Source organism: Fictibacillus phosphorivorans (genome assembly GCF_001629705.1).
GTDB lineage: Bacteria > Bacillota > Bacilli > Bacillales > Fictibacillaceae > Fictibacillus > Fictibacillus phosphorivorans_A.
On sequence record NZ_CP015378.1, the window covers coordinates 3555969 to 3569604 of the forward strand.

Here is a 13636-nt window from a genome sequence, read left to right on the forward strand (position 1 = left end):
TACATAAATATACTAATTTTGCATATTAATAGTATAGTAATCTATTTTTGTATAAACAAGATAAAATAGTAAAATTAATGAAATATTTTCCACTTTTAGGTGATAAAAGCTTGATACTAAAAGGTTTTTATTTTAAAAATAGGTATTTTAATCCAATACAATTGGAGGTAAAATTATCTTAATATACACAGGGATGAGGAATTCAAATGAAAATAAGGCCATTATTATTATCGGCAGGGGTTTGTATATTTTTAGGTTTGAGTATGCAGGTTTTGGAAGTGTCAGCGGATCCAGAAGTTTATGGAGGAGCTAGACATTCTTATTTGGTCGAACAAAATGGTAATGTTTATGGATGGGGGGAGAACGGATACCATCAATTAGGCTATAAAGATTCTTATGCTAGTATCCGCTATCCTGAACAGATCGGCTTTATAGACCATACACTAGCTCAAAATGTTAAGATGTTTTCTTCATCGAAATCAAATTACTTTACACTCGCCATGATGGAAGATGGAACGTTACGTTTTTGGGGACAGGTTTTTACCTATGATGGTAATTTGGGTGGGTATTGGAACGACTGGAATTACTCCAAATACAATACCGTTCAAAACTTAGATGGAACGCCTTTCACCGGTGCTACTATGATTTCATCTGGCGATTCACACATGACCGCGTTAAAAGATGATGGGACAGTTTGGACATGGGGATATAATTCATATGGTCAACTAGGTAATGGGAAGACAGAGAATACTCCCTATCCACAGCAGGTCATCATGGAGGACGGAACTCCTTTAAAGGATGTGGTTTCAATCTCATCAGGTGCTTGGCATACTCTTGCTTTGAAGAAGGACGGATCCGTTTACGGATGGGGATGGAATAGAGGAAGCCAGCTTTCTGTTACACCACAGATGTATAATACAAAAGCATTACCCATTTTAACGGAAGACAAAAAAGTCCTCTCCGGAATAATCGGTATACAGGGTGGGGGCGATCATTCTCTAGCACTAACAAATAAGAACGAAGTAATGACTTGGGGAAACAATACGTACGGGCAGTTAGGAAACGGTAGTACTTCTTCAACCCCTCAAATGTATCCAGGGTTTGTTCTTGACAGCAACAACGAGCGACTAACTCAAATAAAGGCATTAAATGCATCAGGATATAGCTCATATGCTTTAACTTTTGATTCCAAAATTCTTTCCTGGGGCAGAAATCAGTTCGGACAACTGGGGCAAGGTAATGTGACAACCAACGAAAAAGTTCCTGCTTATGTGAAGTCAATAAATAATGAAATTCTTGATGACGTTTACGCCTTCTCTCCTGGTTTTCAACACGTCGTAGCTATACAAAAAGATGGCAAGCTATGGCGCTGGGGTGATTTCTCAGGTAATTCCTTAGCTATTCAAGTTTTAAAAAATGAAAATGAGCCATACACAACTACTATTAATGGAAACATAGAACGCGAAGAAGTCGTAAATCCCATGATCTCTATTAAAAATAATCAGGTCCATTTAAAATGGAACTACCCGAATAATGAGATTAAATTTGTTGATATATATAAAAACGGAGATTGGATTGGAACTTCTCCATCTACTATCTATATAGATGATTATACAGCTGATGCTGTATACACGCTAAAAGCAGTTGATGGATTAGGCAACAATACAGATGGTGTGCAAGTAGAGCTTAAGAATATCCAACCTGTTAAGATAATCAGCGTAATAACAGATAAACTAGCACCCCAGCCAGCAGGTTCGTCTATATCCATCCATGCAGCTGCTGAAGGTGGAACTGAACGGTTGTATAAATTCTGGATTCTCGAAAATGGCCAATGGAAGGTATTGCAGGATTATTCTACTGCGAGCTCAGTAAAATGGAATCCTGCTACCGAAGGAAATTATAAGATCAGTGTTCATGTAAAAGACAGCAATTCGAGCAAAACCTATGATGACTACAAAGCATTTGAATATAAAATTGAATCGGCTTCGGTTCTACTCAATGACTTTTCAAGCCAGCTGTCTGCACCACGGTCTGTTTACTCAAGCATTCCATTAGCTGCCTCTGCAACAGGCGGCTCTGAAAAACTTTATAAATTCTTTGCATACCATAATGGTGTTTGGACAACGCTTCAGGATTATTCTCCAACATCAACCATTAGATGGATTCCTAAGTTTACAGGGGATTATAAATTGGTGGTGCACGCTAAAGACCAAAATAGTATGAAATCATACGATTCATATAAACAGATGATGTTTAAAGTGATTGATGCGCCTGTGATGCAATCACTTACTACAAGTCTAGCAAGTCCACAATTAGTAGGAAAAACCATACAGATTAAATCTTCAGCTACTGGCGGAACAGAGAAATTATATAAATATTGGGTACATGATGGCGTGAAGTGGCATGTGTTAAAAGACTTCTCTACTTCAACCACATTTGATTGGAAACCTATTTCAAAAGGAAACTATAAAATTTCAGTACATGTAAAAGATCGTTATTCAACTCGTTCATATGATAGTTATAAGGCACTGAACTATACAATTAAATAGTTAGTATATAGAAAGAGGTCACCACGTTTTATGGTTCCTCTTTTTTTATACCTAGTAATCCGTTTTATAGTATTGCATGATATAAAAAAACAACCGAAATATAAAATTTCGGTTGCTTAAATATGTTGAAATTACTTACTTAAGTTCGCTCTTTACTAAATAGGCCACTAATACATAACGATCAGGAGCAGCACCTACAAAGGTAAAGGGATAACATGTACTTACCGTTAGAGTTGCGCGAGGCATTGAAACGATCACTGAACGATCATCCTTATCAACGATACGTACTTTTCTAACTTTATACGTGAAGGTTCCAGCTGTTGTCTCTACAACTAATAAGTCACCTTTTCCTACTTCACCTAATTTGCGAAAGACTGTATCACGATGACCTGAAAGTACGGAATTGTCTTTTTCACCTGGCAGTACACTGTCTGCAAAGTGACCAACTCCTTTTTCTAGTTCATCTTCATTCGTACCATGATAAATAGGTAGAACAGCATCAAGCTTCGGAATTCTTAACTCTCCCATCTGCTCTCCTATTTTTGGTCGTACTTCATATAATGATAGTTTTTCTGTCTTTTCACCTTTTTTAGTGCTCTCCGTTGCCTGCACCTTTTCGTTGCTCTCAGTAAATGTTTTTTCCGGACCAAACTTGAACATCAGATATCCCTTTGTTAGCTGATAGATGCTAGTGGAAGAAAACCATACACCACCAGAGATTAATGCTACTGAAAAGATAAGCAGAATCCATTTTTTTCTCATATCTATTCCTATTTTACTGAAATCGCACGACGTCTAACCCATAATCCAAGAGCTAGCATTCCTGCTCCAAGAATCATGTAATCAGCATGGTATCCAGCTGTTTTAGGAAGCTTCGCACCGTTAACTGTTTTCGCAGGTTTTTGAGGTTTTGCAGCTACAGGTGTTTCTTTGATCTCTTTCCCTGTATCTGTGATGATTTCAGAGTCAAACATATCTGCCGTAAGAATAAAATCAGCTAAAAACTCTCCATCTACTGCACTATACAGCTCTACTAAAACACTATAGCCTTTTAAATCATCCATAAAGATCAAGTCTTTATAACTAATAGAAGTTTTATTTCCGTCTTTATCTAAAAGATAGATTTCTCCGTCTAATTTCAAAATCTTCATTAACTCACTTGTTAAATATAGAAGTTCTGAAACTTGATCATCCGTCAATTCACTTACACTCTCAAAATCTTGGAAAGCCATCATACGATTAGCAATTTCGTCTAGTCTTTCTTCATTCTCAGGCATGCTTAACTCTTCATCAAGCATTTCTAAGTGAGCCACTAAACGGTCGATCTCATCGCCAGTTAACCCAAAAGTGTCGGCTAGGAAGCTTAGGAATTCTTCATCGAACATTTCTTCGTCTTCCCACTCATAACCGATATAGTCCATAACAGCGAAGTCAAGGTCGTCTACATAAAGGTAGTTTTCTACAGAGTCCCCGTTTTCTTCTAATACTTTTACAACATCTGTATCGTACTCTGTACTAAGTTGATCTACATTACTTAAGTCAGCTAAAATAACTTCACCTAAATATTCTTTCATCTCTTCAATTGATTCGAACTCATCTACACCATCTTCAAGAAAGCTGTATGTATTTAAGTATTCGTTGAAATCATCTGCTGTGAGTGTATCCCATCCACGTTCTGCACTGACTTCTTTTAAATAAGCATCTAGATCTGTTTCTTCAATCGCTGCCGATGCTGGTGATGGTGAAGCGAAAAACCCTAAAATCATTGCAAATGCTAAAACTAACCCTACTAACTTTTTCACGCAATAGCCTCCTGCCAAAATATGTTTATATTTTACTAATATAGTATAATTCGTAGGCACAAAATAATATATATAATATTGTAGACAAATTTCGACATACCTTTATTTTAAAGGGTTTTAATGGGTTTAATTAGGACTTTTATACGTAGTTTCTTTATTTATTTTAAACAATTGTTTAAAAGTATGAATGTCTTTCATATAATGGTCTGGTTCATCCTTAAAAGTAGATGATTGAACAGTGGGCAGCCATTGAACACCAACCGTCACAACTTCAGCGGCTTTCCCTGCAGAAATGTCCGCATCACTATCTCCAATAAAAGCAACATCATCTTTAGATACACCTAACATTTCTATAGCTTTTAAAATACCTTCTGGATGTGGTTTAGGCTGATCTACATCATCACCTGAAATAAATACATCAAAATATTTCTTCATACCCAGTTTTTCTAATGAAAGATCTAAACTTCTTTTTGCTTTACCTGTAACGATTCCTAATAAATATCCGTCTTCTTTTAAGAGGGATAGAAAATCAAGCATCTGTTGATTATTATCCACTAACTCTTCGTGCTTTTCTTCATAGTGTAAATAATATCTTTCTATGGCTTCATCTGTATTCGGATGTGTTAGATTTTCGCGAATAATTCCAGTTTCAGACGGCCCAAACATACTAATTATGTCCTTTTCCGTAACCTCTTTCTGGTCATATTCTTTAAAAACTGACTGAAATGCATAAAAACAAACAGGTAATGTATCTGCCACTGTTCCATCAAAATCAAAAATAAATGCTTTCATAGAAATTTTCACTGCTTTCCCTATAAATTTGTAATTTTATTCATATTTCGCACTTTTTCGAAGAAATCCTCTAAGCTTTTTACAACATGCTTTTACAGGTTTCTAATATTCCACAATGGGTATTGTAAAAATTGTCGAGAATAAACATATGTTCACTTGTTTTTTAAAGGGTTAAGCGTTACATTGTATATAGTAAATTTTTCAACATGTCAACGCATTTCTTCCAGAACATAGTTTTCAAGATAAGGAGAAATTAATGAATGAATAAAATTGAATCACCAACACAAAAGATAACAGTTCTTTTAACAGATCTTGTTCTCATTACGCTTTCGTATTTCATCGCCTTGTTACTAAGAAGGCCAGATCTTGAGGTTCGAAACTGGGACGCTTCCTTAGCTGTCCTGCCTTGGATACTTGTTGTAAGTCTATTTTTCTTAGCGGCTTATGAAATGTACTCGTTTCACCGTAAGACCATTTGGGACATCTACAGCAATATTTTTATCGTAACCACATTTATCATGTTCTTTACGATGGCAGCATCGTTCATGTTCCGAGCGTTCGCCTTACCGCGTTCAGTCATCTTACTCGCATACTTGTTATCAATCGTTCTACTAATCTCGTTTAAATTGATCCTAGTGAATACATCACGCAAGAGTAATGAAGGAACAGTACTATTCGTTACAAGAGAAGCAACGGATGAATTAAAGTACCTTTACCCTTCATTAAACAACATGTCTGTAAAAACAATCAGTCCGGATTCTCCATTTGATGATGTAGCTGAAGCTCTCTCATCAGCCGATTGCTTAATGATCGGGCCAGATTGCCCAGAAGAAACAAAATCCAAACTCATTTTTTATTCTATGAAAAATGACAAATTGGTTTATGTTGTACCATCTTTATATGACTTACTTGTTTCTAAATCAGTGATTACATCACTTGATGATACAATGATTGTTGGTGTTAAGCCTTTCGGGCTTACATTTGATCAGTTACTCGTAAAGCGAGTGTTCGATATTACCTTGTCACTCATCATGCTGATTGTTCTTTCTCCTCTTTTCTTACTTGCAGCAATTGCTATTAAGATCGAGGAACCAAAAGGCACGATCTTCTACAAACAAGAAAGAGCTGGTAGACATAATCGTCCGTTCATGATTTACAAGTTTCGTTCAATGGTTATGAATGCAGAGGCATTAACTGGCCCTACTCTCGCTGAACAGAATGATAACCGTATCACAAAAGCTGGTCGATTCTTACGTGCAACACGAATTGATGAACTGCCACAATTAATAAACGTACTAGCAGGACACATGTCTATCATTGGACCACGTCCTGAACGTGAATTTTTCATTCAGCAGTTCACAAAAAGCAACAAATCATACCAATACCGTAATACAGTTAAACCAGGAATTACAGGTTACGCTCAAATTATGGGTAAATATACGACAGACGTAGAGAACAAACTTCGCTTCGATCTGTATTACATCAGAAACTATTCGTTTTGGATGGATCTTGTTATCCTGCTTCGTACGATAAACGTAGTACTTGATAAAACGAAAGCAGAAGGTGGAGCAACAAAACCCGCTAAAGAAACAAAAACTATACAAATGTAATAGCTAAGGACAGGAGAATACTCCTGTCCTTTTCCTATGTTTTGGATATTATGAGAGAATATAATCATCATTCCCTATTGATGAAAATTTTGTCAAATATTACGATATAAAAGTGAAACAGATCGAATTTTCTTTAGGGAGGAAAAAAATGAAATTTGTTTTAAAAAGTCTTGTCCTTTTTTGTATGGTTTTCACTGCGGTTGCCTTCACTCATGCAGATGACGCATCAGCAGCAGCCTCTATTAACAAAACGTACTATGTAAAAGGTGACATTGTTAACATTCGTTCTGGAACGGGAACTAATTATCCAACCGTTACACAAGTCAAATACGGAACAAAGCTCCAAGCTTTTCAATATGCATATAACAGCAAAAAAGAAGTCTGGTACCACGTTACTTTGCCTAATGGACAGAAGGGATGGATCGCAAGCTGGCTGATCACTTCAACCGCTCCTGCTTACTCTCCTATAAACGCTCCACTTATTTCTCAAATGCCTGAGCTTCCAAGAGGATGTGAGGTGACAAGCCTTGCGATGATGCTTCATCATGCAGGTAAGAAAGTGAGTAAGATGACTCTTGCTTATGAGGTGAAAGAAGATCCAACTCCTTATCGAAAAGTAGATGGAAAAGTATATTTCGGAAATCCAAACGTAGGATTTGTAGGAAACATGTATACGTATAATAAGCCTGGTTACGGCGTTTATAACAAACCCGTTGAAAGCTTAGCTAGACAATACCTTGGAAACCGTGTTGTAAATCTATCTGGTCAATCCTTTACAGAGGTCAAAAAACAACTCGATAAGAAAAAACCCGTTTGGGTGATAGCAAACTCATGGTTTACAAAACTTCCTGAATCACAATTTACATATTTCTACACACCTCAAGGGAAGATTAAAGTGACGTACCGTGAGCATTCTGTATTAGTAACAGGTTATAGCGGTGGGTATGTTTATTTTAACGATCCACTATCCAATCAAAAGAATAGAAAACTCCGTTTAAACAATTTTATTGCCGCTTGGGAACAGATGGGTAAACAAGCGATTAGTTATAACTAAACAATGAAAGAAAGAAGCCAGCGTATATTGCAAACGCTGGCTTCTTTTTTCATGTTTAATAGGGAGCATTTATATACCGGTCAGATTATAGCTCATGGTTTAAAATACATCATACGATTTCTTATCATGATAGTGCAGAAAGTTTAATTTTTTCGCGTAACTTTTACTTTTACGCTCCGACTTCGTAGACACCGTCATTATTTGAGTTTTCCCTATTTGTTGTATCTTTTTCAACTTACTAATCTGAATCTGAGCCCACTCATCTGTTGAAACTTCATTATAATCAAAACCTTCCCACATGAAACCATCCATATACATGTGAGTATGCTGAATCGTTTCCATCCCCCAATTTTGCACCATTAGGAGATTCGGATATTTGCTATTGCTTTTTTTCAGGAAGTTTTTTAGTCCCTCCAACTGCTTTTTATATATCGTTTTTTGCTCTAAATGTTCATTGTCGATGTTACCGACTGTATCGAAGAAAACACCATCCATTCCTTTTGAAGAAACTTGTCTTTCCATTTCATCTATAAGGACACTATGATAGTGTTCACTTGTTATATCCATTAAAAAAGAATCCCATTGTTCGTAATGAACTTTATCGCCATTTCTGTAAAAATAGTCAATTTCAGAAAGAAGATCAAGCCTTTTCTGATTCCATGTTGGTGTTTCCATAACACTAATATAGCCCAGAACAATCGTCCCGTTTTGTTTCAGATATTGAACTTGCTCTTTTGTGTATAGCTGTGGTTCAATCACGATTAAATCATAAGTTCTTAACTTGTTTAGAATATGTTCTGTTGGTGCAGAGTAATAAATCTTGTAGTTCTTTACCTTTTGCAAACCACTGTTTACATCCTCAGCAGAGCCACGATTAGGATTTAACGACATAAATCCAAAAGTAAAAATTGCCATAATTAATAACCACTTTTTCATAAAAAATTCCCCCGATTCATACGAGGGATGGGTTGGTTTCGCGGACTGGCAATCTTTATTCAAAAAAGAGAATCGAAGACCCATATCTTTGCGTCCTTGGTTTTCACCAAGTTTGCCCATCACCACAGTATTTAATTAGTTATTTCCATTTTATAGGTTTTGAATTCAAAAGACAATACAACGAACTTTATTAATTTGAAAATTTAGAAATGATTTTCTCAAATGAATTTTGATGGTGTTTCGGATCCTTCTTTGTAAATATATGAAAGTCAGCATTTCCTACATATGAAATTAATCGAAGCCCTCCGTATGTAAATGAAAATGCAGCTCCCACTGCTACTCCAACTCCGTACCAATCAAATCCTAGTGGTAGTAACGTATAGGTTACGAAAAAGGTTATGAAAAAAAATAAAAAGGTTGTAGTACAAGCTCCCTTTCGATCATCAAAATATAAATGCAGAAGCGAAAGTGTTAAAACAAGACTAATCGAAAAGACCGCTATTAATGTAATCGGCATTAACTCAAAGAAATCAGCTTTCCACTCAAACCAAGTAACAAATCTAGGAAGCAATAAAAGAACAAGCAATGTAAATAACCCTTGAGTTCTTATAAGGCGTACAACTTCCTCCTTCAGCACCCTGATCATCACCTTCTTACTTTCTTTTATCTGCTCTAAACTTCCACCTTCATTAATAAAGCCATAGAAAGTCCAATACTTCTTATAGAATCTTGTTTCAATGGAGATTACAAAAGTCATCATTGTAGGAATAATCGTTAAGAAGGACCAAAACAGAGCAGTATCATAATCTGGATGATAACGGAACGTGTTCTCAACATACACCGATCCCTCACCAAACCAAATGATCCAATTACTGATCCAAAGTCCAAAACTATAAAAAAGTCCTGTGAAAAGTAAATCAGGGTACTTATAAGTATACTTTAAAAATCCCCATTGGTTTGACAAGGGACGGTCTGGAAAACTAATAAAAAGATGATAAAGAAGCCAGAGCAGCGTAACTAGCATCCCCAATGTAAAGACACCTAGCATAACGGCTGCTCCTTTTATATAGGGAAGAGAATGGACAAGTTCACCAATTGGAAGCACCCAAAACCCGACAACCGTTAACAGTCCTCCGAAAAAAAAGGCATACACAATATTCATGTACTCTTTTGTTGCCGTGCTATATAAAAACAGTACCCAGATAAGGTTCATAATCAGAAACAATATCAAAACAAGCCAATCGTACCAAAATGGTATGGGAGTAAGTAGAGCAAACGGAATCCACAATAGAAGCGCAATACTCGTCGTTAGCTTTGCCAGACCAACACTCGTTGCAGCAACATCTTCAATTTTTCCTGCATAGAACAGATCTGCTATATACCTTGTTACAACGAGTTGAAGTGAAAAATAAATCACTTGTGAAAAAATAAACGTATACGAGATGGAGACTACAAATAACTCTCTTGTACGAAGATCAACATCGTAATTCTTCATCCCCCATTGCAAAAGAGTGAGAACAGCAATGGTGATTAACCAAGGTCCCGAAGTTAAAAGAATAGTAAAACCATAAGCCTTTGCTCTGCTAGAAAAGTAATCTTCTTGGAACATCTTTTGAAGTTGGAAGCCTATTCCTGCCATTGTTTTATTCTACCTACTTCCTTATAAAGAGAACGATATCTCTCAATTACTTCACTAAGCTGATATCTATGCTGCACCCGCTTGAATCCATGTCTGCCATGAAGTTCGATTAATGATGGTTCTTCCACATATTTTTCTATGCTTTCCGCAATTTTTCTAGGGTTTACAGGAGGAACGATGAAACCTGCAGGTCCGAACAAATCGATTGCACCGCCTGTTATCAGTTCGTCACAATCCCCAACATTTGTACTTACAAATGGAACACCGGCGGCTAGACCTTCTAAAATGGCCAAAGGCTGACCCTCTGATATACTCGTTAACAGTAATACATCAATTTCAACTAATTTTTCTTGTACATTGATTTTACCAGTGAATGTTACAAACTCTTTTAGATCAAGTTCTTCAACTAAGTTTCGGCATTCTCTTACATACTCTTCATCTTCATCTAATGGTCCAAATATTTGTAATTGAAAAGGAATATGCCTTTTTCGCAACATACTGGCTGCATAAATCATGGTTATTATATCTTTTATTGGGACTACTCTAACAATTGCCCCTAACTGAATAGGATTTTCAACAGAGAAACGCATACTATTAAACGATGGGTTTGAAAGTGTTACTCCGTTTGCAATGACGAGCTGTTTGGATTTAGCTGCTCCAAGCCGCTCTTGAATCACAGCATTTTTTTGAAAAAGCGTAATTAATTGTTCAGCCTGACTATAGGCTAGTTGACTTAAAAAATAGAAAAATTGAATCCACCTGCTTTTATAGATCATAGGTATCCAATCAGACTTCAAAATTTCCTCTTCTCGTTCGCGAGAGTAAATTCCATGTTCTGTAACGATTAGAGGAATATCTTGATTGACTGAAAGATATGCTCCTATGACCCCTGCATAACCAGTAGAGGCTGCATGCAATAGTTCATAATCATCAAATTCACTTTGAAGAAGATGGAGTATAGGCTCATACTTGTTACGAATCATCCAGAAATAGTCAATGAAAGAGCTTTGTAGTTTTTCTTCTTTATAGCAAATCTGAACAATTTCCCAAAATTCATTGCTTCTAAAAAAACCAGAGGGATTGCCAATAATATCTGAGTTCCCTAAAAAACGCATGGCTTTACCTGTTCGATCCTTCGACAAAAAGAATGAAAGTAAATCCTCTTTGTTTTCAGCACTCAAATTAGGGTATATCGGTTTTTCTTCTTTTACTTCTAATGGATAGACCTTAACTGATTTCCCATTAACAGGAAGCTCATATTTCCAATCATCTGTGGTTGTTCGGGAAATACCAGGCATAATAGAAATAATGGTGAAATCAAACTCAGGCATCTGAGTAATTAGCGTATGTATCCATGAAGAAACCCCTCCACTGACAAAAGGGTAACTCCCCTCTGCTATGATGGCTACTCTCACTCTGCCTCACCTCTTTTAATAGGAACTACCGTTTTTCCCATAGTTGTTTGAACTGTATAAAGTCCTTCAACACCTTTTACTTTTGCTACACTATAACTATCAAAAGCACCTGTTTCCAATTTTTCATTATCATTTAGACGTATTAGAAAAACACTTGGTGAAACTAGATTCTTACCATAAATAATTAATTGATTCTCTTGATAGTCTACGCTCATTTCTGATTCGCTGTAACTTAAATAGAGCTTTTTTGCTTCTTGAGCTGTAACCCCTTTAAGAAAAGGATATGTTTCATAAATATTTTTCAAATGACGATCAAGTTCAACATTTAAATCTGGCCATTTAAACCCTTTATTTCTATAGGGATCTAATAGATCGTCTGGATGAATAAAATGAGACAGTATACCCGCATTCGCTAGTGCATCGGCGTATGAAAATTGCTCGTACAAATCAGGTGCATACCCACTAGATACTCGAGGTAAATGGAAATAGCCTGAGTTGTTTTCGTCGTAGCCAAACTCTTGGATAAAGGATCCTTGCTTATTATCGCCTAAATACAGAGACGAAATAGTATCAATGGAAGGTGCAGCTTGACTTAATGCTTTAATGCCGGTTTTATTGATTACGTTTGAGGGAGGTACATAGGTTTTAATAGTATAATTAGGAAAAAAATGCTCATTCATCTTCATTACTCGAGAAATTCCTTCCTCCATTTGTTCCTGACTATTCCAAGGAATATACTCAAATTCATCATCAATAGGTTCTTTCTTTGTAACAAGTGATTGATGATTATAACCATGTAGACTTAACTCATCACCATTTCGAAGGGCATCTCGACCGAAAAATAAGAATTTGGATTGATTTTGTTTAATTAAATGTTCGGTTTTCATCTTTTGGTCGGCTCGATAAGTCCCAATGAAAGCATGAGTAAACTTTAAAGAATATTGATCCTGCAATTCTTTCATATCCGGCCACCAAATGTTCTTATAAAAAGAACTAACACTTGTATCAAAAGCCGGAGTTATATTTTCATGATCTCCGTCAGGAAACGGTGCGGGAAAATCATCAATAAAGAAAACACTCATTTCTAATCGACTTGAAACAAATCTTGGAGGCAGTAAAGAGAGCGATTGTAACAATAACCCTCTCGCCCCTTTTCCTTGCAGCATGGTTCCATTCCAGTACGCTACTTTTCCCTTTCCATATGAATGGTACCAGAGTATAGGAGTTTCTTGACTTTCCAAATAGACCTCACTGTCATCTTGTAAAGTAACCTCGAGAGAATTATTCGGAATTTTACCGTGAGAATCTTCAATATCTGGATAGATAGGTACAAATGGCTTCTTAAATATAACCCCTGTTAAATTATTGGGGTTAAAACCTTCTACCCGCTCAATACCCATTACATCATTGAGGTTAGGATGAAAAAAACGTAATCCTACAAATAGCCTCCCGCCTTCATTTACAAAATCCCTAATATTGTCTTCTTCTGCGATCGCTTTCTTTTCGTCCAAAACCACAACAATTGTTAATGGGGATGCAGAGACTCGGTCTAAAGAATCTATATATGTAAACGACAATTTTGCTAGTTCAAGAGACTTATTGAGGTGGAGCATAGAGGGGTTATCCTTAAGCGATTCTTTATTACCCAATACAAGAATCTCAAGTTGATCACCTTTAACAGCACCTGATATAGTAGGAATTAAGGCTTGTTCTTTATCTCTTACTTCTTGTTGAGGAAAAAGCCAATGAACCTCTCCTATCCTTGAAATTTGTACAATAATTATACATAGGATGGTAATTAGCATAAGTGTCCAAACAACTTTATTAACATCTTTCATT

At 36.4% G+C, this 13636-nt stretch carries 10 protein-coding genes and 1 riboswitch; of the genes, 3 read left to right on the plus strand and 7 right to left on the minus strand.

Features of this window, described 5'->3' with window-relative positions:
* The first annotated feature begins 206 nt into the window (after positions 1-206).
* A complete protein-coding gene (locus tag ABE65_RS18240) occupies positions 207-2549 on the plus strand; it encodes an RCC1 domain-containing protein (RefSeq protein ID WP_082861493.1) in 2343 nt (780 codons plus the stop codon).
* A 135-nt stretch (positions 2550-2684) separates the two neighbouring features.
* Here ABE65_RS18240 and ABE65_RS18245 read toward each other — a convergent pair whose 3' ends face one another.
* The 3 genes from ABE65_RS18245 to ABE65_RS18255 form a co-directional block, all read right to left on the minus strand.
* A complete protein-coding gene (locus tag ABE65_RS18245; protein WP_066398105.1) occupies positions 2685-3311 on the minus strand; it encodes a class D sortase in 627 nt (208 codons plus the stop codon).
* An 8-nt stretch (positions 3312-3319) separates the two neighbouring features.
* Positions 3320-4351, minus strand: a complete 1032-nt coding sequence (locus tag ABE65_RS18250) for a processed acidic surface protein (protein WP_066398107.1) — start codon at positions 4349-4351, stop codon at positions 3320-3322.
* A gap of 126 nt (positions 4352-4477) precedes the next feature.
* The gene (locus tag ABE65_RS18255) at positions 4478-5143 is read right to left on the minus strand and encodes an HAD family hydrolase (protein ID WP_066398110.1); all 666 of its coding nucleotides are present in this window, start codon (positions 5141-5143) and stop codon (positions 4478-4480) included.
* Positions 5144-5403: 260 nt separating this feature from the next.
* On the opposite strand from ABE65_RS18255, the gene ABE65_RS18260 reads away from it, so the two are divergent.
* Together ABE65_RS18260 and ABE65_RS18265 are read left to right on the plus strand one after the other, a co-directional pair.
* Entirely contained in the window at positions 5404-6753 is a 1350-nt protein-coding gene (locus tag ABE65_RS18260; RefSeq protein WP_066398112.1) for a sugar transferase, read from the plus strand.
* 148 nt (positions 6754-6901) lie between these two features.
* Positions 6902-7807, plus strand: a complete 906-nt coding sequence (locus ABE65_RS18265; RefSeq protein ID WP_066398114.1) for a C39 family peptidase — start codon at positions 6902-6904, stop codon at positions 7805-7807.
* 99 nt (positions 7808-7906) lie between these two features.
* Here ABE65_RS18265 and ABE65_RS18270 read toward each other — a convergent pair whose 3' ends face one another.
* The 4 genes from ABE65_RS18270 to ABE65_RS18285 all read right to left on the minus strand — a co-directional run bounded on the left by ABE65_RS18270 (position 7907) and on the right by ABE65_RS18285 (position 13635).
* Positions 7907-8743 carry a glycoside hydrolase family 191 protein gene (locus tag ABE65_RS18270; RefSeq protein WP_066398116.1) on the minus strand — a complete coding sequence of 279 codons (837 nt, stop codon included), beginning with the start codon at positions 8741-8743 and terminating at the stop codon, positions 7907-7909.
* 36 nt (positions 8744-8779) lie between these two features.
* Positions 8780-8870, minus strand: a riboswitch (cyclic di-GMP riboswitch).
* A 63-nt stretch (positions 8871-8933) separates the two neighbouring features.
* Positions 8934-10382 (minus strand): exopolysaccharide Pel transporter PelG, encoded by a 1449-nt coding sequence (gene pelG / locus ABE65_RS18275; protein WP_066398125.1) that lies wholly within the window; start codon positions 10380-10382, stop codon positions 8934-8936.
* Positions 10370-11797 (minus strand): GT4 family glycosyltransferase PelF, encoded by a 1428-nt coding sequence (pelF, locus tag ABE65_RS18280; protein WP_066398126.1) that lies wholly within the window; start codon positions 11795-11797, stop codon positions 10370-10372. The genes pelG and pelF overlap by 13 nt, the downstream gene beginning before the upstream one ends.
* Positions 11794-13635: a DUF2194 domain-containing protein gene (locus ABE65_RS18285; protein ID WP_066398127.1), complete on the minus strand. Its 1842-nt coding sequence runs from the start codon at positions 13633-13635 to the stop codon at positions 11794-11796. The genes pelF and ABE65_RS18285 overlap by 4 nt, the downstream gene beginning before the upstream one ends.
* Between the last annotated feature and the right edge of the window lies 1 nt (position 13636).